At 61.2% G+C, this 21,454-nt stretch carries 23 protein-coding genes; 8 read left to right on the top strand and 15 right to left on the bottom strand.

What is annotated here, in order from left to right; all coding sequences use genetic code 11:
* The first annotated feature begins 43 nt into the window (after positions 1–43).
* Positions 44–514 carry a GNAT family N-acetyltransferase gene (locus VPH41_RS23810; RefSeq protein ID WP_328571724.1) on the top strand — a complete coding sequence of 157 codons (471 nt, stop codon included), beginning with the start codon at positions 44–46 and terminating at the stop codon, positions 512–514.
* Between the two features lie 91 nt (positions 515–605).
* Here the strand turns inward: VPH41_RS23810 and proX are convergent, their stop codons facing one another.
* From proX to VPH41_RS23790, 4 genes are all read right to left on the bottom strand, one after another.
* Positions 606–1,658, bottom strand: a complete 1,053-nt coding sequence (gene proX, locus VPH41_RS23805) for a glycine betaine/L-proline ABC transporter substrate-binding protein ProX (RefSeq protein WP_287775783.1) — start codon at positions 1,656–1,658, stop codon at positions 606–608.
* A gap of 9 nt (positions 1,659–1,667) precedes the next feature.
* Positions 1,668–2,771 carry a glycine betaine/L-proline ABC transporter permease ProW gene (gene proW, locus VPH41_RS23800; RefSeq protein ID WP_328571723.1) on the bottom strand — a complete coding sequence of 368 codons (1,104 nt, stop codon included), beginning with the start codon at positions 2,769–2,771 and terminating at the stop codon, positions 1,668–1,670.
* Positions 2,768–4,003 carry a glycine betaine/L-proline ABC transporter ATP-binding protein ProV gene (proV, locus tag VPH41_RS23795; protein ID WP_328571722.1) on the bottom strand — a complete coding sequence of 412 codons (1,236 nt, stop codon included), beginning with the start codon at positions 4,001–4,003 and terminating at the stop codon, positions 2,768–2,770. The genes proW and proV overlap by 4 nt, the downstream gene beginning before the upstream one ends.
* A 592-nt stretch (positions 4,004–4,595) precedes the next feature.
* Complete coding sequence (locus VPH41_RS23790) at positions 4,596–4,880, bottom strand: polyhydroxyalkanoic acid system family protein (protein ID WP_152281626.1); 285 nt, start codon at positions 4,878–4,880, stop codon at positions 4,596–4,598.
* Positions 4,881–5,079: 199 nt separating this feature from the next.
* Between VPH41_RS23790 and VPH41_RS23785 the strand changes: the two genes are divergently transcribed.
* The 4 genes from VPH41_RS23785 (at position 5,080) to VPH41_RS23770 (ending at position 9,015) form a co-directional block, all read left to right on the top strand.
* Positions 5,080–6,480, top strand: coding sequence for a hypothetical protein (locus VPH41_RS23785; RefSeq protein ID WP_328571721.1), 1,401 nt, complete (start codon positions 5,080–5,082; stop codon positions 6,478–6,480).
* Between the two features lie 95 nt (positions 6,481–6,575).
* Entirely contained in the window at positions 6,576–6,863 is a 288-nt protein-coding gene (locus tag VPH41_RS23780) for a protealysin inhibitor emfourin (protein WP_328571720.1), read from the top strand.
* A gap of 332 nt (positions 6,864–7,195) precedes the next feature.
* Positions 7,196–7,519 (top strand): ferredoxin FdxA, encoded by a 324-nt coding sequence (gene fdxA / locus VPH41_RS23775; protein ID WP_010395176.1) that lies wholly within the window; start codon positions 7,196–7,198, stop codon positions 7,517–7,519.
* 275 nt (positions 7,520–7,794) lie between these two features.
* Positions 7,795–9,015, top strand: a complete 1,221-nt coding sequence (locus VPH41_RS23770) for a polyhydroxyalkanoate depolymerase (protein WP_152281629.1) — start codon at positions 7,795–7,797, stop codon at positions 9,013–9,015.
* Between the two features lie 54 nt (positions 9,016–9,069).
* Here the strand turns inward: VPH41_RS23770 and VPH41_RS23765 are convergent, their stop codons facing one another.
* From VPH41_RS23765 to VPH41_RS23755, 3 genes are all read right to left on the bottom strand, one after another.
* A complete protein-coding gene (locus VPH41_RS23765; protein WP_328571719.1) occupies positions 9,070–9,765 on the bottom strand; it encodes a DOPA 4,5-dioxygenase family protein in 696 nt (231 codons plus the stop codon).
* Positions 9,766–9,807: 42 nt separating this feature from the next.
* Entirely contained in the window at positions 9,808–12,372 is a 2,565-nt protein-coding gene (locus VPH41_RS23760) for a TonB-dependent receptor plug domain-containing protein (protein ID WP_328571718.1), read from the bottom strand.
* A 126-nt stretch (positions 12,373–12,498) separates the two neighbouring features.
* Positions 12,499–13,284: a substrate-binding periplasmic protein gene (locus VPH41_RS23755; RefSeq protein ID WP_328571717.1), complete on the bottom strand. Its 786-nt coding sequence runs from the start codon at positions 13,282–13,284 to the stop codon at positions 12,499–12,501.
* A 319-nt stretch (positions 13,285–13,603) separates the two neighbouring features.
* Here VPH41_RS23755 and rsxB point away from each other — a divergent pair, with 319 nt between their 5' ends.
* On the top strand, positions 13,604–14,335 hold the full coding sequence (gene rsxB / locus VPH41_RS23750; protein ID WP_328571716.1) for an electron transport complex subunit RsxB: 732 nt from the start codon (positions 13,604–13,606) through the stop codon (positions 14,333–14,335).
* Positions 14,332–14,979 carry an endonuclease III gene (gene nth / locus VPH41_RS23745; RefSeq protein WP_328571715.1) on the top strand — a complete coding sequence of 216 codons (648 nt, stop codon included), beginning with the start codon at positions 14,332–14,334 and terminating at the stop codon, positions 14,977–14,979. Before rsxB ends, nth begins: the two co-directional genes overlap by 4 nt.
* Before the next feature lie 54 nt (positions 14,980–15,033).
* Here the strand turns inward: nth and proB are convergent, their stop codons facing one another.
* From proB to rplU, 5 genes are all read right to left on the bottom strand, one after another.
* Positions 15,034–16,152, bottom strand: coding sequence for a glutamate 5-kinase (gene proB / locus VPH41_RS23740; protein ID WP_328571714.1), 1,119 nt, complete (start codon positions 16,150–16,152; stop codon positions 15,034–15,036).
* A 27-nt stretch (positions 16,153–16,179) separates the two neighbouring features.
* Positions 16,180–16,530 carry a hypothetical protein gene (locus tag VPH41_RS23735; RefSeq protein ID WP_226941111.1) on the bottom strand — a complete coding sequence of 117 codons (351 nt, stop codon included), beginning with the start codon at positions 16,528–16,530 and terminating at the stop codon, positions 16,180–16,182.
* A gap of 72 nt (positions 16,531–16,602) precedes the next feature.
* Positions 16,603–17,712, bottom strand: coding sequence for a GTPase ObgE (gene obgE, locus VPH41_RS23730; protein ID WP_152281640.1), 1,110 nt, complete (start codon positions 17,710–17,712; stop codon positions 16,603–16,605).
* 114 nt (positions 17,713–17,826) lie between these two features.
* The gene (rpmA, locus tag VPH41_RS23725; protein WP_070219281.1) at positions 17,827–18,099 is read right to left on the bottom strand and encodes a 50S ribosomal protein L27; all 273 of its coding nucleotides are present in this window, start codon (positions 18,097–18,099) and stop codon (positions 17,827–17,829) included.
* Between the two features lie 40 nt (positions 18,100–18,139).
* Positions 18,140–18,451 (bottom strand): 50S ribosomal protein L21, encoded by a 312-nt coding sequence (gene rplU, locus VPH41_RS23720; protein WP_034754730.1) that lies wholly within the window; start codon positions 18,449–18,451, stop codon positions 18,140–18,142.
* Positions 18,452–18,755: 304 nt separating this feature from the next.
* On the opposite strand from rplU, the gene ispB reads away from it, so the two are divergent.
* Positions 18,756–19,745, top strand: coding sequence for an octaprenyl diphosphate synthase (gene ispB, locus VPH41_RS23715; protein ID WP_322427377.1), 990 nt, complete (start codon positions 18,756–18,758; stop codon positions 19,743–19,745).
* Between the two features lie 66 nt (positions 19,746–19,811).
* Here the strand turns inward: ispB and arsH are convergent, their stop codons facing one another.
* The 3 genes from arsH to VPH41_RS23700 are packed head-to-tail and all read right to left on the bottom strand — an operon-like array spanning position 19,812 to position 21,344.
* The gene (arsH, locus tag VPH41_RS23710) at positions 19,812–20,549 is read right to left on the bottom strand and encodes an arsenical resistance protein ArsH (protein ID WP_328571713.1); all 738 of its coding nucleotides are present in this window, start codon (positions 20,547–20,549) and stop codon (positions 19,812–19,814) included.
* Between the two features lies 1 nt (position 20,550).
* Entirely contained in the window at positions 20,551–20,973 is a 423-nt protein-coding gene (gene arsC, locus VPH41_RS23705) for an arsenate reductase (glutaredoxin) (RefSeq protein WP_328571712.1), read from the bottom strand.
* Positions 20,970–21,344, bottom strand: coding sequence for an ArsR/SmtB family transcription factor (locus tag VPH41_RS23700; RefSeq protein ID WP_328571711.1), 375 nt, complete (start codon positions 21,342–21,344; stop codon positions 20,970–20,972). The genes arsC and VPH41_RS23700 overlap by 4 nt, the downstream gene beginning before the upstream one ends.
* Positions 21,345–21,454: the final 110 nt, after the last annotated feature.

Raw genomic sequence — 21,454 nt, 5'->3', positions numbered from 1 at the left:
CCCTCGCCTGCCCCGGCGCCTGCCGGGGCAGTATAATTTCTGCATGACACCATCACCGATTCCCCAGGTTTCCCTGGCGCACGCCGCCGACCTGCCCCGTTTGTTCGACGTCTGGCACCTGTCCGTACGCGCCACCCACGATTTCCTCGCCGATAGCGATATCGCCTTCCTGATGCCCTTCGTGCGCGACGAGCTGGCCAGGGTCGCCGCCGAAGGCTTGCTGCACGTGCTGCGCGCTGCCGACGGTGTCCCCTACGCCTTCCTCTGCGTCGAGCACGCCAAGATCGAGATGCTGTTCGTCCATCCCGAGCGGCGCGGCAGCGGCGCCGGCCGCAGCCTGGTCCAACACGCCATCGGCAGCCTGCATGCCACGGCCGTCGACGTCAACGAGCATAATACGCAAGCGCACGGCTTTTACCGCCACCTGGGCTTTATCGCGGAAAACCGCTCGGAACGCGATCCGTTTGGCCAGCCTTTCCCCATTTTGCACCTGAAACTGGCCGAAATGGCCTAAAAACTCACGAAAAACCACCAAAACAGGTCGTTAACGCAAAAGTGGCTACCGAATCGGTAGCCACTTTTTCAATGCCGGGTAGCGCTGAAACTTACTTCTTTGCTGCCGCCAGCGCTTGCGCGATCCAGCCGTCAAACGTCTGCTGGTGGAACTTGATCCAGCCGGCCGTGTGGCGGGCGATATCGGCTTGCGTATTTTCGCCGCGGCGCATGCGCTCGTTCTGCGCATTGATGTCGGCCACGGGCAGTTGCATCACTTCGAACAGCTTGGCCGCGGCCGGGTTTTTCTCCGCCCATGCTTTATTCGACACGATGCGCGCCGTGTTGACGGCAAAGCCGTAATCGCTGCCATCGTCGAGGCGGGTATTCACCTTGTCCGGATTGGCCGAAAACGGCACTTTGAGCCAGATCACATCCTTGCCCGGCACCAGCACGCCGCTGACCCAGTACGGCGTCCACGTGTAGTACAGGATCGGTTCGCCACGCTTGTAGCGGCCCAGGGTATCGGCGATCAGGGCCGCATAGCTGCCCTGCACGTGCGTCACCGTTTCGCGCAATTTGTACGCATCCATGTGGTTCTCGATCAACGCTTCGCAGCCCCAGCCGGGGTTGCACCCCGTCAAGTCGGCCTTGCCATCGCCATCGTGGTCGAACAGCTTGGCCAGGGTGGGATCGCGCAACTGGTCGATATTCGTGATGTTGTACTTTTCCGCCGTCGCCTTGTCGATCAGGTAACCCTGCGCGGCTGGCCCCGCATACTGGCCCGTGCGCAACAGCTTGGCGTCGCCGCCAGCATTGTTATAGAAATCCTTGTGCATGGGGTCCCAGTGCACGGCCATGAACGTGGCGTCGCCGTTGGCGATGGCGATATGCGCGGTCGGGTATTCCACTTCCTTGATCGGCTGCACTTCATAGCCGAGCTTTTCCAGCGCCTTGTCGACCAGCATGGTCTGGAAGGTTTCTTCCGCGATCGAGCTTTGCAGCGGCTGCACCTTGACGCCCTTGCCGGGCAGCGCATCGGCGGCCGGCGTCTGCGCCATGGCCAGGCTGGTGGTCAGGGCCAGGGCGGCAATCGCCAGGGCGGAATACAGCTGGAACTTGCGTTGCGATTTTTGCGTCACTTTAAAATGTTCGATTTGATGCATGGGTATCCTTTATTGTGCGTTGGCCAGCGTAGCTTGCTGTTCAACATTATTTTTCTCCGTGTTGCCGCGCACCAGGCGCAGCACGCAACCGACGGGACCCGTCTGGTACCAGTGGCGCACGCCACGGCGTGGCTGGCCCATCGCCTGCGTCAAGCGGTCCAGGGTGATGGCCAGCAGCACGATGCCCAGGCCGCCCACGGTGGCCAGGCCCATGTCCAGGCGGCCAATGCCGCGCAATACCATCTGGCCCAGGCCGCCCACGGCGATCATCGAGGCAATCACCACCATCGACAGCGACAGCATCAGCGACTGGTTGATACCGGCCATGATGGACGGCATGGCCAGTGGAAACTGCACGCGGGTCAGCAACTGCCACGGCGAGGCGCCATATGCGCGGGCCGCTTCGATCAGGTCCGGACGCACCTGGCGGATGCCGAGGTTGGTCAAACGCACCAGCGGCGGCAGGGCAAAGATGATCGTCACGATCACGCCAGGCGCATTCCCGATACCAAACAGCATCACGACGGGCACCAGGTAGACGAAGGCAGGCGTCGTCTGCATGGCATCCAGCAGGGGGCGCAAAATATTCTGTGCGCGGTCGCTGCTGGCAAGGAAGATGCCCAACGGCAAGCCGATGGCCAGGCAGAACGCCAGCGACGTCAATACCAGCGACAGGGTCGTCATGGCTTCCGGCCAGATGCCCAGCATGGACACGAGCAGCAGCGCCAGCACGGTGCCGATGGCCAGGGTGCGGCTGGTAAATTGCCATGCCAGCAAGCCGATGATGGCGATCACCGTCAGCGACGGGGCGGCCAGCAGCACGCCTTCCACGCCGGACAGCACGCTGTCGATCGGCGCGCGCACGGCCTGGAAGAACGGGCGGAAATGCGCGACGACCCAGCCCAGGCCCTGGTTGATCCAGCTTTCCAGCGGCAGCGAGCCGTCGAAGATCTGCGTCAGGTGAAAGCCGGACGCGTGTTCCGGCTGCACGGCAGGCGCGGCGGCATCGAGCCACGCGGTGCTGGCGTCGGTGGGCGGCGTCAGTGCCCAGGGATTGATCTGGGCGGCCTGTTCAACAACAGGTTCTACTGTGGAAACGGTGCTTGGGTTCATGCTTGTCCTTTCTGTTGTTGTGGCTCGGCAATGGCTGGCGTATCGCGGTCAAGGAACTTCAGCAAGGTTGTCTTGCTGATGGCGCCGCGGAAGCTGCCGTCGTTGGCCACCACAGGGACGGCGTAAGGCAGTTGCGCCACCTGGCCGAACAGGCCGGCGACTGGCTCATCTGCATTGATGGTCTGCACGTCGGGCAGATAGGCATGCGCCAGGCCCAGCGGACCCACGTGGCCGTCGAGCGCATTGCGCAGCGAATCGGCCGAGACGACGCCGAGGAACTTGCGCTGCGGATTGACGACATACGCAAACGCGCGATCCTGCTCTTCCAGCATCGACAGCGCGGCGCGCGAGCCGCGACTCGGCGATTCCGACACGACGATCTGGCTCTTGCGGGCAATATCGCTGGCCTTGAAGACGGCCGCCGCATCGACGCCGCGCACGAAGTTGCGCACGTAATCGTTGGCCGGCTTGCGCAGGATCTCTTCCGGCGTCCCCACTTGCACCACGTGGCCGTCTTTCATGATGGCGACGCGGTCGCCGATGCGCATGGCTTCGTCGAGGTCATGCGAAATGAAGACGATGGTGCGGCGCTTGATTTGCTGCAAGCGCAGCAGTTCCGATTGCATTTCCGTACGGATAATCGGATCGAGCGCGGAAAACGCTTCATCCATCAGCAGGATCGATGGATCGCAGGCCAGCGCACGGGCCAGGCCCACGCGCTGCTGCATGCCGCCCGACAATTCGTCGGGATAGCTGGCGCCGTAGCCGTCCAGGCCCACCTGCTCCAGCGCTTGCTGGGCCAGCGCATGGCGCTCGGCCTTGGGCATGCCGGCCAGTTCCATGCCGAAGGCAGTGTTGTCGAGCACGGTGATTTGCGGCAGCAGCGCGAACGACTGGAACACCATGCTGATGTCCTTGCGGCGCAGGGCGCGCAGCTGGGCGTCCGGCAAGGTATTGATGTCGTTGCCGTCGATCAGGATGCGGCCGGCGGTGGGCTCGATCAGGCGGTTCAGCATGCGCACCAGGGTCGACTTGCCCGAACCGGACAGGCCCATGATGACGAAGATCTCGCCCGCTTCAATGGTAAAGGTGGCGTCGAAAACGCCGATGGTGCAGTCGGTCTTGGCCAGGATGTCCTGCTTGCTGGCGCCCTGACGGACGAGTTCAAGTGCTTCTTCTGGCTTGTCGCCGAACACTTTGAACACATGGTCGATAATGATTTGTTTTGCCACGATGTGGTTCTCCCTCGATTTGACGAATGGAATGAAACCCAGCAAGCTGCCAGCTTGCGGCGGGAATCAGCAAACCCTGTTGCGTCGGCTACGCCACGGCGCCAAAAGCGCACGGGAGCGACAGAAAACAGGGGGTGACACGCGTGTGACCAGCGGATGGCCAAAGCCGGTGCCGGGGTGCCGTGTGCGTGCTAAAAGAGGCTGTGGTTCAGGACTTTTAACAACGCTAGCGCCATGCAAATACATGGCACCAAATGTATTTGACCGAAAAAAAATCGACCAAGCTACTTAACTGGATGCGGGTGTAAAACCCGAAGAATTATTCACCACTCAGCGAGTGGGAGTACTGCGAAGCAGAAGGTGAAACGCGGTGTAGCTGTTGTAAATATGACTCAAGTATAACGCAAAAAGCCACCAAAGTCCAATGGCTTTCCAAATAGAAATGTGCTAGCAATGTTCGCCAGCGTACAGTCAAGTGCAAAACAAGGGGGTAAAGGGGCGAAAAGCGGGCTGTCCGCATCGTCTTTTCGCCCTGCACCCGAACACTATCCTTACCACCAAAAGCGGCGGCAGACAAGCGGGTGAAACGCCATCAAACGGGCTCGGTAAACACCTTGCGCATCTTCTCGGCAATCTTGCCTTCGATCGTGGAAGCAAAGGCGCTGAGCATGAAGCCCAGCTTGATTTGCAGTTGCGCCTGCTCTTTCCCCAGGGTCAGCGAACCATCGACGCCACTGCGCTCGAAGCGCAGCACATCGCCATCCCAGGCGCACGCCAGGTCATATTCCTGGGCCAGCTTGTCGGCCACTTGCTGCGCCGCTTCGCGCGCCTTTGCTGCTGTCAGCTTATGTTGCTGAACTATATTTATATCCGCCATCAAACGATCCTTTTATTAAAAACGGGGGCAATACGGCCAGCATCATACCAGCCGCCATGCGGCGGGCACGGCGGCAGGAGGCACCGGGAGGGCGAAAAAACCCGCGCCATCCCGCGCAACGCTTGCGCCGGATCAAACCGGACGCGCCGAAGCGGGACGACTATTCCAGTTCCAGTTGCGCGTGTCTTGGAGAGCTATCATGGACCAGAAAGTCATCGTGCCGGTCGAAGCCGTACTGACCAAATGCGTGTCCCTGCCCGTCGGCTACGTCCCTACCCCATCGGCGCCTTACCGCGAGCACCGCAAGAATGCTCAGCTGACCCTGCAGCCTGGTCCGCCCCGCCTGAGCGAGGCCGCGGCCCGCAATCTGGCCGCCGTCCCCGTGGGGTCGCGCGTGCTGATCTGGAAGCAAGACCCGTCCGTCAGCGAGCTGGGCACGCGCAAGGCCTTCCTGCCCGGGCTGATTCTGCAAGGCCCGCGCGATGCGCGCATCACGTTTGGCGTACCGGGTATTGCGCAGGTGAGCCCGAATGCCTTCGGCGACTTCATCGTCTCGCCCAACACGGACCAGTTCGATGCAGTCCACACGTTTTCCATCGTGCGCATGACGCTGACCATGTACCAGCGCGCGCTGGCCAGCAACGACACGGCGCCGCCCCTGCCCTGGCAATGGAATAGCGCCAGCAACACGGCGCCCCTGAGCGTGTTCCCGCACGGCTTGCCCAACGTCATGAACGCGTATTACAGCCGCAGCGACAAGGCCCTCAAGTTCGGCGACTTCATTCCCAGCGGCGCCACCGAGCGCGTCTACACCTGCCGTTCGCTCGACATCGTCTCCCATGAAACGGGGCACGCCGTGCTCGACGGCCTCAAGCCGAATTGGCTCCTCAGCAACAATCCGCCGCAAACGGGCGGCTTGCACGAATCGTTCGGCGACCTGACCGCCATCTTCCTGGCCCTGTCGCAGCTGGACCAGGTGGAAGCGGTGATCGCCCAGACCAAGTCCGACCTGCACGATAAAACCTTCCTGGCCGACCTGGCGGAACAGTTCGGCCTGGCCCTGGGCCGGCCCAACGGCTTGCGCAATGCGGACAACGACATCAAGCTGTCCGAAGCGGGTACGGAAGTGCATGCCATCTCGCAAGTATTTACGGGCGCCATCTACGACATCCTGGCCGACATCTTTTCCCACGAACGCCAGCCCCAGCTGGAAGACGACGCGGCCGTGCTGCACCGCTGCGGCGACTACCTGCGCAGCCTGGTCCTGCGCGCCCTGCTGGCATCACCCGAGCAAGCGGCCACGTATGCCGACGTGGCCGGCCACATGCTGACGATTGCCCAGGCCGATGGCAACAGCGCCTACCTGGAATTCATACGCAACAGTTTTACCGTGCGCGAAGTGCTCAAGGCCAATGCCATGACGGAAGACGGTCAGATGACATTTTCCGCCCACATCGTCGACGAAGCGGGCGCCGTGCAGGACAGGCGCGCCTGCTGCGGTACCATGAACCATGCGGAATACAGCGAATCGGATCAATTGCTGGAAACGGAACGCGAAGCGCTGGCCGCCTGGTGCCGCAGCTACGGTCCCCGACAATAAACGCCGTGCGCCGTGGCCGCGGGCCCGCCTGCAGCCAGCCGCAGGCAACGGCATGCCGCATCACGTCCCCACCACCATCGACAGCAAGGAGCACCATGAAAATTTCAGCCCGCAGCAGTGGCGGCTTTGCCGGCCTGAGCGAACAATATGACATCGATACGCAAGCCCATCCGGCTGGTCCCGGGCTGGAAGCGGCATTGGCCAGCAGCGGTTTTTTCACGCACCCGCAAGCCACGAGCACACAGGTGGGCGCCGACATCCCCCAATGGCAGATCACCGTCAATGCGCCCACTGCGCGCCGCACCATCACGTTTGCCGAGGATGGCAGTGCTGAAAATGCACATTGGCAACAGTTGCTGAGGCAAATACGCGCCAGTGCCTGATGTTTCTGGCACTTATTTTGTAGCGGTCTTGATTTGAGTAAAACAAAAACACCACACGGCAAGACAGTCCCCCGCCCGCCCGGCACCATGCCGCGGCGGGCGACTGTCGCTTTCTTGCCGCGTTCTTCATGGCAACGTCCCGGATAGTCGCTGAATTGCCCGCTCTGCGCGGCAAGGACAACGCGAAAAAATGAATTTGCTTATATGTATTGTATATAAGCGGGATTTGTGAGAAATAGCGAATTGCCTTAAAATACAATGCTTTGCTTTAGTATGCGCCGCCGCCGTTCCTGCAGGCGCTACAGCACCTCCCCCATATTGATAGGACTGTTATGACCCACGTTGTCACCGAATCCTGCATCGCCTGTCGCTATACCGACTGCGTCGATGTCTGCCCGGTAGATTGTTTCCGGGAAGGCCCGAACTTCCTGGCAATCGATCCGGACGAATGTATTGACTGCGCAGTCTGCGTGGCAGAGTGCCCGGTGAACGCGATTTTCGCGGAAGAAGACGTGCCGGGCGACCAGCAAGCCTTCATCAAGATCAACGTCGATCTGGCCCGCAACTGGCCTTCGATCACCAAGACGAAAGCTGCCTTGCCGGAAGCCGAGCAATACAAGGACGTCAAGGACAAGCTCGACATGCTGGTGCGCTAAGCGCATGGCATCTGCGGCGGCCATTGCGGCGGGGAAACCCGTCCCCGCAGGGGCGTAGCAGCAAAAAAAATCCACAAAAAGCAGCGGAAACGCTGCTTTTTTACTTTTAAAACATCATTGCAGGTCTATCCACGCAAGTGTGGCGCGCTGTCACAGCAATGCGCAAAGCGTGGACCTATGCGCGGTAAAGCACATTTTGTCCTCAACAAATATCGTAAAATTGGATTATGATATTTGAGCCGATATTGGCGCTTGGAATTAAACAAGGACTCTATATGCTTTACCAACTGCACGAACTGCAACGCTCTTTCCTCACTCCGGTGATGCAATGGGCAGACATGTCCTCCAAGTTATTTACCAACCCGGTTTCCCCACTGGCCCACACCCCGTTTTCGCAACGCATCGCAGCCGGCTACGAGCTGATGTACCGCCTTGGCAAAGACTACGAAAAACCACAATTCGACATCAAATCCGTTCTCGTCAAAGGCGAGAGCGTCGACATCCGCGAACACGTTGTCGTGACAAAACCGTTTTGCCGCCTGATCCACTTCAAGAAAGAAGCCACTGGCTTGCAACAGCCCAAAGTTTTGCTGGTTGCCCCCCTGTCCGGTCACCACTCGACCCTGCTGCGCGACACCGTGCGCGGCTTGCTGGCCGAGCACGATGTCTACATCACCGACTGGACGGACGCGCGCATGGTACCGCTGACGGAAGGCCCGTTCCACCTGGACGACTACATTTATTATGTGCAAGAGTTCATCCGCCTGCTGGCGCCGGATTTGCACGTTATTTCCGTCTGTCAACCGACCGTGCCCGTGCTGGCTGCCATCTCGCTGATGGCGACGGCAAAAGATCCGCACATGCCGAAAACCATGACGATGATGGGCGGCCCCATTGACCCGCGCCGCTCGCCTACGCAAGTCAACAACCTGGCGACGGAAAAGAAATTCTCGTGGTTTGAAAACACCGTGATCTACGCAGTGCCGCCGAACTACCCGGGCTTTGGCCGCAAGGTGTATCCCGGCTTCCTGCAACACGCCGGTTTCATCGCCATGAACCCGGGCCGCCACGCGCAAAGCCACCGCGAGTTCTACATGCACCTGGTGACGGGCGACGACGAGCCGGCGGAAGGCCACCGCCAGTTCTACAACGAGTACAACGCCGTATTGGACATGCCGGCCGAGTACTACCTGGAAACCATCAAGACTGTCTTCCAGGAATTCAGCCTGCCGAAGGGCACGTGGAAAGTGGGCGGCCAGCTGGTGCGTCCGCAAGACATCACGAATGTGGCGCTGTTCACCGTAGAAGGCGAACTGGACGACATTTCCGGTGCCGGCCAGACGCAGGCGGCGCATGACTTGTGTTCAGGAATCCCTGCCGACATGCAGCAGGATTTCGTGGCGCCAAAATGTGGTCATTACGGCATTTTCTCGGGCCGCCGCTGGCGCGAAATCATTTGCCCGAAAATCGGCGAATTCATCCAGAAACACGCCTGATAAGCTTCATTTCAACAAAACGCCACGCCAGCTTCAACTGACGTGGCGTTTTTTTCATGCGTGCGACGTTTCGATTTTCACCGTCGGGCGCGTATTGACAAAGATTTGCTCCACTCTCGGCTCGCCCGGCCCCGGCTTTTTCATCGCATAGCCATTCACGGGCTGCGAGCGGTTCACCCACAGCGCGTAATACAAGTGGTCGGCGCGGGGATCTTCCGTATTCGGGTGAATCAAGATCGTCAGCCCCAGGCTGTTCAACTGCAGCCACGGCACGATCACGGGCAACAAGTCATTGGTAAAGCCGAAATAGAACGAAGGCGTCACGTGCGGCCCCCGCGGTTCCAGATTCCAGTCGCCCAATTCGATCTGGAAGCGCTCGGCCGCCCATTTGCGTATCAGCGCCGCCTTCTGGTAGCTGTCTTCGTCAAAATAGATGTGCGCGTGATAGCTCTCGATATCCGTGTAGGCGCGCGGCTTCGAGGGCAAGGTTTCCTCGCCGGGCCGCACGCTGACGGGGCGCGGCGTGGGCGCCGTATCCGTATGTTCGCCCCACGGGCTCTTGCCGGTTGCCGCTGGTTTGACGTCTTTTGCGCGGTTGACGGCCCCGTCCTGCGCGAGGGCGGAGCCCGCAAAACCGGAAGCGGCCAGTGCCGCCACCAGGCCGCCGCCGCGCAAGACCGTGCGGCGTTGCGGCGACAGCAGGTTCGCCCATTCCAGATCGATGGCCGCGTGTTGATTGTTGTCAGACATAGGATTTCCTGTTCTTGATTATCAGTATGGAAAGAAGGCAGATCAAAAGTGCACGGTGGCGCGGGCGTAGTAATAGCCGCCCAATACGCCAAGCGGGCCCGAGTTGTCATACGCGCCCGTGTACTGCGCCAGGCTGGCGGCGCTGCGCGCTTCGCGCGGCACCTGGCCCGGTTTCTGGTCGAAGACATTGTTGGCGCCCACCGTCACGTTGATGCGCTTGCTGATGTCGTAGCCCACGCTGACATCCGTCACGAAGGCCGCTTTCAGCTGATAGTCGCCGCCCGTGATGGCGTTCAGGCGCTTGAGCTTGCCGTAACGCGTCTCGCGCAGGTTGAACGTCCAGCCCGCCTTTTCATACGCCACAGTGACGATTTCCTTGTCGCGCGGCGCCCGGTACAGCAAGTCGTACTCGGCCGATTTGCTCAGGGTGCCGATGTTCGGCAAGCCTTGCAGCACGGCGGGCAATTCCGCCTTGCCCACCAGGCTCGTGTGGTTGAAATTCGCGGCCGCCGTCCAGCGCAGCTTGCCGTCGGCCACGCGCAGTACATCCTCGGCCGTCAAGTCGATGCCGCGCATGCGCGTGTCGCCCACGTTGGCAAAGTAATGCGCGACCAGGCCATTGCCGACTGTCAAGCCCGCCGAGCGCAGCAGGTTTTCAATCACCGTGGCTTGCGCGGCCGTCAGCGGACGGCCGCTGCCGTCGAGCGCCACGCCCGAGCTGCGGTCGATGCCGATGTTCGACGACACACCCAGGCGGTCGCTGACCTTGATTTGATATGCGTCAACGGCAAAGCGCAGGGTGGACGTAGGATTGAAGGTCAACCCGGCCGACAGATTCGTCGATTTTTCCGGTTTCAACGCTTGCGCGCCCAGGGCCCGCGCGGCGGCCGAATTCGGCTGCGCCAGGGTGTAGGGCACGCCCGCATGATCGGACGTATTCGAATACGATTGCGTCACCAGGCTGGGCGCATGGAAACCATTGCTGACGGTACCGCGCACGGCCACGGCGGGCGTGACGTCATAACGGGCGGACAGCCGCCCCGTCGTCTTGCTGCCGAAATCCGAATATTTTTCGGCACGCAGGGCCGTATCGAGCAGCAATTGCGGCGTCAGTTTTGCGCCCAGGCCCACGTACGCCGCGTAACTGTGGCGCGCCGTATCGGATGCATCGACGGGCAGGTAGCCGGCCAGCGCCGACGAGCCGCTGCCCTGCCAGGAAGCGGGTTCGCCGGGGCTGCGCTGCTGCGTTTCATGCGAGTACTCGAGACCGACGCTCAGGTCGGCCGGCTCGCTCAATCCCAGCGATACGGGACGGCGCGCGTCGGCGTTGGTGGTCGAGCGGCTGTAGCGCTGATTGCCGATGCGGAAGTCGGTCTTGCCACCCGGATAGGTCAGCGAGTAATTGGCCGAGTTTTCCACGCCCACATCGATATCGTCGCGGCCGTAGGTGCTGCTGACATCCCAGCTCCAGCCCGCCGTCTCGCCCTTGATGCCACCTGTCAGCGCAAAATCGTTTTCGCTTGTCGTTTCATACGGCGTGAAGCCGTCCGGATACACGGACAGCAAGCCCCTGTTGTTATTGAAAATGATATTGGGCAAGCGGAAATTCTGCGCCGAACGGGCATTGCGGTGGGCGTAGGTGCCGAAGCCGTACAGTTGCACGTCGTTCGACAGGTCATAGCCGAGGTTGGCGCTAAAGGAGGCGGTGGTGCTTTGCGGCACGCCCGTATTGCGCCACGGATTGCTGTTGCGGTTCGCTTCGGCCGGGTTCGGCGAAGCGCCCGCAGGCAAGCTGTTGTTCGCGCCCAATTTCACCAGTTGGCCATCGCTGTTGCGCACGGCCGGATACGACAGATAGCCGGGATTCAGGCCGAAGTTGCGCACGGCAATGCCCTGGCGCTGGACTTCGGCGCCGAAGTGGGCAAAGCCATGCTTGCCCAGGCGCGTGCCGCCGTCGATACGCGCGGAACCGTTGGTGCCGTCGCCATCGTAGGTGGAGCCGAGCTGCGTGCTGAAACTGCCCTTGTCATCGGATTTCAGGATGATGTTGATGACGCCCCCAATGGCGTCGGAACCGTAGATGGCCGAAGCGCCATCGCGCAGGATTTCCACGCGGGCAATGGCCCCCGTGGGAATCAGGGCCAGGTCGGTCGCGACGGATCCGGGGAAGCCATCCTCGTTGACGATGGCCGTCGTATGGCGGCGCTTGCCATTGACCAGCACGAGGGTATGCGAGGGGTCGAGGTTGCGCAGCTGCCCAGCGCGTACGATGCTGCCCAGGTCCGGTTGCACGCGGGCGGGCAAATTAAACGATGGCAAGGCCGTGTCCAGCGCGTCGAGCAAATTCAATTTGCCCGTGGCCAGCAATTGCTGCGCGCTGATCACGTCGATGGGCGCGGCGCTGTTGGTCACCGTGCGGCCCGTGCCGCGCGCGCCCGTGACGATGACGGTATCGGACGGGGTGCCAGCCAGCGCGCCAGCGCCGTCCGGCGCGGCTTGCGCAGACGCTGCGCCCGGCACTCCCAGCAGCAGTACGGCGGCCGAGACGGCGTGCACCAATTGCCGCAGGCGCGGAGCAGGATCTTGCTTGTGAATCGGTTCCAGCATACGAAAACATCCTTTCAAAGTCGTCAACACAGTGGCTGCAGACTAAAGGATGGACAAACAAACAAGAACGAATGGTTTCGTATTTAGATATTTCGTTTTGGCAACTAACAACAGGGGCGCGGGGTGTCAGGAACCGGGAGGTGCCGTCGCCAGGCTCTGGTCGAGCCGTTTCCAGTAGTCGCGCTCCAGCCTGGCCATGTCGATATCGCGCGCCGCCTCGTTGAAGCGCTTTTGCTGCGCGGCACCTTCGTCATCGCGCTTGAAGCACACATGCACGGGGCGCTCCTTGAAGACGGTGTCGATGATCGCGATGCGCTCGCGCTCGGCCTTGCTGAAGTTGCGCCCCATCAGCAGATGCTGCAGGACATGGCGCTCGATGACGATCACGCGGTAGCGCTTGATGAACAGCTTCTTCAGGTTCGTGGCGTCGTTCAAGCCCTCTTCCGTCTTCAGCTCGCCGCGCGCCACCATGCCATCGAACTGTTCCCCGTTCGAATAGCCGGCCACGGTGCCGATGCGCAGCTTGCCCAGCTCCGCCAGGGTAGCGCCAGGCGCGCCATCCTCTTTCAGGTAGGCCAGCACGCCCTGCGTGTTGCCAACGGGAGCAGAAAAGTGGCAAAGCTTTTCCCGTTCCGGCGTACGCCAGACGGCCAGGAAACCCGCGTAGCGGGGACTGGCCAGGCCAAACTGCATGGCGCGCTTCCAGGGGAAATATTCATACTTGACCGTATAGCCGAGACGCTCGAAGACGGCGCTGACCATGGCGCCCGACATGCCGTCGGCAGGCAGGCTGCGGGAAATGAAGGGCGGCCAGTCTTCCGCCGCGAAGCGGACGATGCGCGAGCTGGCCGCACCCGGCGGCGCCATGGGAGAGCCAGCCTGCCCGTGCGCCACGGCAAGTGTAGAGTGCATGAACAAACAGAAGGGCAAACCAACTGTCCGGAGGAAACGCATGTTTTGCTCCTATGGCCTGGCGCGCCTTGCAGTGCAGGCGCGGTAACAGGACTGGCGGTCGGCTTTTTTGATTACAGACTTGATCAAAATCATGCTCCCACAAAAAAAAGGAATTGCAAAGTTGTTTATTTGAACTTTGACATTCCCAGGGGAAATAAAATACGATTGCGGCGCGCCCGCAACAGCCCGCCCCGGCAGGTGCTATCCCCTCCCAGTCAACAGGTTTTTACTTGTGCGCGGCCCAGATGGCCGATAATGACGTTTTACCGTATTGAAGATGACCGTGCCGCATCCCGCCTCTCCCTCACTTGCCGACCAGATCGAAGACTTGCTGCCGCAAACGCAATGCACCAAATGCGGCTACAACGGCTGCCGCCCATATGCGGAAGCGATTGCCGCAGGCAGCGCCGACATCAACCAGTGCCCACCGGGCGGCGCGCAAGGCATCATGCGTCTGGCCGGATTGCTGGGCAAGAAAGTCATTCCGCTCAATCCCGTCAACGGCCTCGAACGTCCGCGATCGGTCGCCTACATCGACGAATCGCTGTGTATCGGCTGTACCCTGTGCATCCAGGCTTGCCCCGTGGATGCCATCGTCGGCGCCGCCAAGCAGATGCATACGGTGGTAACGAGCTTGTGCACGGGCTGCGACCTGTGCGTGGCGCCCTGCCCCGTCGACTGCATCGTCATGTATCCGGTCAGCGGCGACGCCACGGGCTGGGATGCCTGGAGCCAGGCAGAGGCCGACGACGCGCGCGCGCGCCACGATTTCCGCACGCAGCGCCTGCGCCGCGAAAGCGAGGCCAACGACGCCCGCCTGGCTGCCAAGGCCGTCGCCAAGATGCAGGAAGTGACGCAGGAAGTGCCCGTCACGCCAGATGAACTGGCCGAGAAAGAGCGCAAGCGCGCCATCATCGCCGCCGCCATGGAGCGCGCGCGCGCCAAGGCCGCGGCCGCCAGCACGGATACCGCCCAGCCAGCCCCCACCACCCCGAAAAAAGACGCATGAACGCCGCCAAACGCCTGGAAATCTTTACGCGCTTCCGCGCTGCCAATCCTTCCCCGAAAACGGAACTCGAGTACACGACGCCGTTCGAGCTGCTGATCGCCGTGCTGCTGTCGGCGCAGGCAACGGACGTGTCCGTCAACAAGGCGACCCGCTTGCTGTATCCGGTCGCCAATACGCCGGCCAAGATACTGGGCCTGGGCGTCGACGAGCTGGCCAGCTACATCCGCACCATCGGCCTGTTCCGCACCAAGGCCAAGAACGTCATCGCCACCTGCCAGATCCTGCTCGAGCAGCACGGCGGCGAAGTGCCGCGCGACCGCGCCTCGCTGGAAGCCTTGCCCGGCGTGGGCCGCAAGACGGCAAATGTGGTCATGAACACGGCATTTGGCGAACCGACCATGGCCGTGGACACGCATATCTTCCGCGTCTCGAACCGTACCGGCATCGCGCCAGGCAAGAATGTCGATATCGTCGAGCAAAAACTGCTGAAATTCATCCCTAAGGAATTCCTGCACGACGCCCACCACTGGCTCATCTTGCACGGCCGCTACACCTGCACGGCGCGCAAGCCCCAATGCTGGAACTGCATGATTGCCGACCTGTGCGACTACAAGGACAAGTCGCCGATGCCGGCCGTGGTGTAAGGCAAAAAAAACGGCCCGCAAGGGCCGTTTTTGTCATTCGCAGCAAGCGGACGCCTACAGCAAGACCATATTGTCGCGGTGGATCAGTTCATGGCCTTCCATGTAGCCGAGAATCGTTTCAATCTCGGTGGAAGGCTTGCGCATGATGCGGCGCGCTTCGCCGCTCGTGTAGTTGGACAGGCCGCGCGCCACCGGGTGGCCGTCCGCGTCCACGCAGGTGATCACGGCGCCGCGGCCGAATTCGCCATTCACGCCCGTCACGCCGATCGGCAACAAGGATTTGCCTTCCTGGCGCAGCTTTTGCACGGCGCCCGCGTCCAGCACGACGGCGCCTGCCGTATGCAGATGATCGGCCATCCACTGCTTACGCGCCGTCAACTGCCCCGTTTGCGCCCGCAACTCCGTACCGATCGCTTCGCCCTGGGCGAGACGGCTGAGTACGTCGCTATCGCGGCCCCAGGCGATGATCGTATGGGCGCCGGACTTGGCGGCGCGCTTGGCGGCGAGGATTTTCGTCAGCATGCCGCCACGGCCCAGGCTGCTGCCGGCGCCGCCGGCCATCGCTTCCAGCGCCGGATCGCCGGCGATGCCTTGCGTAATCAGGTAAGCGTTCGGGTCCTTGCGCGGGTCGGCCGAGAACAGGCCGTGCTGGTCCGTCAGGATCACCAGCGCATCGGCTTCGATCAGGTTGGCCACCAGGGCGCCCAGGGTATCGTTGTCGCCGAACTTGATTTCATCGGTGACGACCGTGTCGTTTTCATTGATGATCGGCACCACGCCCAGGCGCAGCAGGGTCGTCAAGGTGGAGCGGGCGTTCAGGTAGCGTTCGCGGTCGGCCAGGTCGGCGTGCGTGAGCAGCACTTGCGCCGTGCCCAGCTGGTGGGCGCGGAAGCTGCTTTCATAGATTTGCGCCAGACCCATCTGGCCGACGGCGGCACAGGCCTGCAATTCGTGGATATCGGTGGGGCGCTGCTCGAAACCGAGGCGCAGCATGCCTTCGGCAATGGCGCCGGAGCTGACGAGCACGACTTCCTTGCCCAGAGCGCGCAAACCGGCGATCTGCGCGGCCCAGCGGGCGATGGCGGCATGGTCGAGTCCGCGGCCATCGTTGGTGACCAGCGAGGAGCCGACTTTGATGATGATGCGGGTAGCTTTTTGAATCACGGAATCCATGGGGCGGCGCTCTTCACTTAATAGACGTCAGCGCGCAGGACGCAGCAGCAGCAAGGCCAGCCCCGCCGTCAGCTCCATTGCGCACATGAACAACACAAAACCCTGGGGCAAGCCGAAGCTGATGGCCGCGAACAAACGGCCGGCGGGCTGCGCCAGGACCAACATTGCAGTGATATCGCCGAGGACAGGCGGTTCGCCCTGCCGTGCTGCGAACAGTGCCAGCAGCGCGGTAGCGCCCCAGACACCGACATGGGAAGCGTAGAACTGGCTGTAGCCATTGACGCCATTGAGGAAGATGCCCATGCCGGCCGCCATCTCATCGGCGAACAGCAGGCAGGCGACCGCGCTCAGCCCGTAAGCATACGCGATCAGATGCAATACACGGCGCTGCCACGCTTGCTTGCGCGATGGCGCGACAGCGGCCGCCTGGTATGACATCGGGGTAAAGCCTTAGTCGATGATCTTGAAACGCGGATCATCCGGGTCGATCGACGAGATACCGCGTGCTTCTTCGGTCATCTGCGTTTCTTCGGCACGGCTTTCGCTGTGTTTCTTCTCTTCCAGATGCTGGTAGATCGCATTGACCAGTTCCGGGCAACCCTGATGGTTCAGCGCGGAGATCTCGAAGACGGGACCTTTCCAGGCGAAACGCTTGAGGAAGTCCTTGACGATCTTCTTGCGCTCTTCTTCCGGCACCATGTCGAGCTTGTTCAACACCAGCCAGCGCGGCTTGTCGACCAGCGACTCGTCGTATTTCTTCAGTTCCTTGACCAGCGCCTTGGCTTCCTTGACTGGATCGACGTTGGTTTCGAACGGCGCCAGGTCGACGATGTGCAACAGCAAGCCCGTGCGCTGCAAGTGGCGCAGGAATTGATGGCCCAGGCCCGCGCCTTCGGAAGCGCCTTCGATCAAGCCGGGAATATCGGCGATCACAAAGCTCTTCTCGTGCGATACGCGCACCACGCCCAGGTTCGGGTGCAGGGTGGTAAATGGGTAATCGGCAATTTTCGGGCGCGCGTTCGACACGGCCGAAATGAACGTCGACTTGCCCGCGTTCGGCATGCCCAGCAGGCCCACGTCGGCCAGCACTTTCAGTTCCAGGCGCAGTTCGCGGCGTTCGCCTTCCTTGCCCTCGCCTTTTTGGCGTGGTGCGCGGTTGGTCGAGGACTTGAAGTGGATATTGCCCCAGCCGCCTTCGCCGCCCTTGGCCAGCAATTCGATCTGGCCGTGTTCGGTCAAATCGGCCAGGATTTCGCCGCTCGCGTTGTCGATGATCAAGGTGCCCACAGGCATGCGCAGGTGGATGTCATCCGCGCCCTTGCCATAGCAATCTGCGCCACGGCCAGGCTCGCCATTGCGAGCCTTGTGCATTTTGGAAAAACGGAAATCGACGAGCGTGTTGATATTGCGGTCGGCGACAGCCCAGATGGACCCGCCCTTGCCGCCATCGCCGCCATCGGGACCGCCGAAAGGCCGGAATTTTTCACGGCAGAAAGATGCGCAGCCGTTGCCGCCATCGCCCGCGATGACTTCGATTTTTGCTTCGTCGATAAACTTCATAATTTTGCCGCCATAAAACTAAAAAGGCTCTACCTTGGGCAGAGCCTTTCGATTGAAGGCTTGCGCCTTACATCATGCGATCATTGCGGAGCGAACTGGCGCTCCACGTATGAATTACGCTGGTACTGCTTCGTTTGGTACAACGGTCACGAATTGCTTCGAGCCAGCACCTTTGACAACGAACTTCACTTTGCCCGCGATCAGCGCGAACAGCGTGTGGTCCTTGCCCATGCCTACGCCTTCGCCGGCGCGCACTGGGGTGCCGCGTTGACGAATGATGATGCCGCCAGCATTGATAGCTTGGCCGCCGTAGACTTTAACGCCCAGACGTTTTGATTCTGAATCACGGCCGTTTCGCGTTGTGCCGCCGCCTTTTTTATGTGCCATTTAAGACTCCTTGATAGCTGATTAATTCAAACAGCGGCGATTAGCCGTTGATCGAAACGATTTGGATTTCGGTAAAATTCTGGCGATGGCCTTGATGCTTTTGGTAGTGCTTACGACGACGCATCTTGAAAATTTTGACCTTATCATGGCGACCATGCGCCACAACCGTAACCAGTACCGTTGCACCTTCGACCAATGGAGCACCAAACTTGATGCTGTCGCCCGCGCCTACTGCGAGAACTTGATCGATGGTGATTTCGGAACCAATGTCTGCCGGTATCTGTTCTACTTTAAGTTTTTCGCCAGCGACAACTTTGTATTGTTTGCCACCGGTTTTTATGACCGCGTACATGATTTGAAACCTCATCAAATGTTGAAAGAATTTGTCCCATTGCCGTGCAAAGCGAGCCGTACACAACAGGGGGAACCAGCGATTATACACGGACTGAGAAATTGCGTCAAAAAGTATTCACAAAGCTTGACGATCGTGGTATGTCGACAACCTGACCATCGTGTCAGGCTTGCGCCAGGCGGACAGAAAAGCGCGCGCCGATGCCAACCAGATCAATCAATTGCTCTACAGCCATAGGCAAACGTCACGCACGCGCAAGCCTTGTCGTATAATCGCGGCACCCACAATCTAATGCAGGTTCGCCTTGTCTGACGCTAACAAACACGTTAACCAAAACACCATCGTGCAAACGATTGCCGCCGATATGGACGCAGTCAATACGGTGATCCGCCAAAAGTTGCACTCCGATGTGATTCTGATCAACCAGATCGCTGAATACATCATCAGCGCGGGCGGCAAACGCATCCGTCCCGTGCTGATTTTGCTGGTGGCCAATGCCCACGCCTATCGCGGCACGGCGCACCATGAACTGGCCGCCGTGGTCGAATTCATCCACACCGCCACCCTGCTGCACGACGACGTCGTCGACGAATCGTCGATGCGCCGCGGACGCCAGACGGCCAATGCCCTGTTCGGCAATGCCGCCTCCGTGCTGGTGGGCGACTTCCTGCACTCGCGCTCGTTCCAGCTGATGGTCTCGCTGAACAATATGCGCGTCATGCAAATCCTGTCCGACGCCACCAACGTGATCGCCGAAGGCGAAGTGCTGCAGTTGTTGAACATGCACGATCCGGACGTGACGCAAGAGAGCTACCTGAACGTCATCCGCTCGAAGACAGCCAAGCTGTTCGAAGCGTCGGCGCAACTGGGCGCCCTGATCGCCGGCGCCAGCGAAGACGATATCGAAGCGGCTGCCGAATATGGCCGCTCGCTGGGCACGGCCTTCCAGCTGATCGACGACGTGCTCGACTACGCAGGCGACGCCGCGGAAATCGGCAAGAACGTGGGCGACGACTTGCGCGAAGGCAAACCGACCATGCCGCTGATCTGGCTGATGGAGAACGGTACGCCAGAGCAACGCGAACTGGTGCGCAGCTGCATCGAGCAGGGCGACGAGCAGCATTTCGACGCCATCCTGGCCGCCATCACCAATAGCGGCGCCCTCGACTACACGCGCAAGCAGGCGGAAATCGCCGGCCAGCGCGCCGCCGACGCCATCGCCGGCTGGCCGGACAGCGTCTACAAGCAATCCATGCTGCAACTGTGCTCGTTTGCCGTGGACCGCAATCACTGATCGCGATTGACCTTGCAGCAAAGACAACGGCGCCGATGGCGCCGTTTTTTATGCACTGCCGAACAGCTAGGTGCGCTCGTGTTCCATTGCCGCGCCCGCCAACTCCTGCACGATGGCCGGCTCCGCTTCCAGCCGTTCGCTGTAGCGGCTGCCCAGGTAATCGCGGCGGTCGCGCACCAGCAGGGTGAATTTGTAGAGCTCTTCCATCACGTCCACCAGGCGCTCGTAATACGGCGACGGCTTCATGCGGCCGTCATCGCCGAATTCCTGGTAAGCCTTGGCCACCGACGACTGGTTTGGAATGGTGACCATGCGCATCCAGCGCCCCAGCACGCGCAAGCCGTTGACGGCGTTGAACGATTGCGAGCCGCCCGACACTTGCATCACAGCAAGAGTTCGTCCCTGCGTGGGCCGCACGCTGCCCGTTTCCAGCGGCAGCCAGTCGATCTGCGACTTGAACACGCCCGTGACGGCGCCATGGCGCTCGGGGCTGCACCAGACCTGCCCTTCCGACCACAGCGACAGCGCGCGCAGCTCCTGCACTTTCGGGTGTTCGGGCGACACGCTGTCGACCATGGGCAAGCCGTGCGGGTCGAACACGCGCGTGTCGGCGCCAAAGTGGCGCAGGATGCGTTCCGCTTCCAGGGTCAGCAGCTTGCTGTACGAGCGCTCGCGCAAGGAACCATACAGCAGCAGGATGCGCGGCGCGTGGCTGGACACGCTGGCCGGCGCCAGCTTGTCCAGGTCCGGCACGTCCAGGTGCGCGGCGCTGATGTTGGGCAACTCGTTGGCAAGGTCCGCCATCTCAGGCCACCGGCTTGCCGTCGGCGCCCACGACGGCCTGGCCGTCTTCCTTGGCAAATGCGCCCTGCTGCGGCAGCGGCAGGATCTCCAGCACTTTTTCCGACGGCCGGCACAGGCGCACACCCAGTTCCGTGACGACGATGGGGCGGTTGATCAAAATAGGATGGGCTTGCATGGCATCGAGCAGGGCCGCATCGGGCAAGTCCGGATTGGCCAGGCCCATCTCGTCGTACAGGGCCCCCTTGTCGCGCATGACGGCGCGCACGGACAGGCCTGCGCGGGCGATCAGGTCCAGCAATTGCTCGCGCGTGGGCGGGTTCTTGACATAGTCGATGATGACGGGTTCGACGCCCGTGTTGCGGATCAGGGCCAGGGTATTGCGCGAGGTACCGCACGCCGTGTTGTGGTAAATGGTAATCGTCATGTCGTGGTTTCCTTCGATAAAGTGGTGATGTCCGGCACGCAGCAAGGCACGCCCGCGCAGCAGTTTTCCGTCAAGAAGGCCAGCAAGCCATTCATGCCCGCATAGTTGGCCGAGTAGATGATGGAGCGCCCCGCCTTGCTGGCCGCCACCAGGTTGGCATGCGCCAATTCCTTCAGGTGGAACGACAGCGACGAGGGCGCAATGGCCAGCGCCTCGGCGATTTTCGTGGCGGCCATGCCTTCCGGTCCCGTCTGCACCAGCAGGCGGAACACGGCCAGCCGCGATTCCTGCGCCAGCGCCGCTAGGGCCGCGATGGCTGCCGTACTCGTCAGTGGCGCAGCCTGCGCTGCGCTTGTAGTTTCGTTTTCCATACTTCAATAATACTCGAATTATGGAATCAATGCCAGCGATCGCGCTGCGTACGTAACCTAGCGCACCGACCGATATGGCCTATCGGTCTACCTTGATGAAAAATTACTGC

Origin of the sequence: Janthinobacterium sp. P210006 (assembly GCF_036231885.1) — a bacterium.
Classification (GTDB): domain Bacteria; phylum Pseudomonadota; class Gammaproteobacteria; order Burkholderiales; family Burkholderiaceae_D; genus Janthinobacterium; species Janthinobacterium violaceinigrum.
The sequence above is the reverse complement of the archived record's forward strand: the minus strand, read 5'-3'. Positions and strand labels throughout refer to the sequence as shown.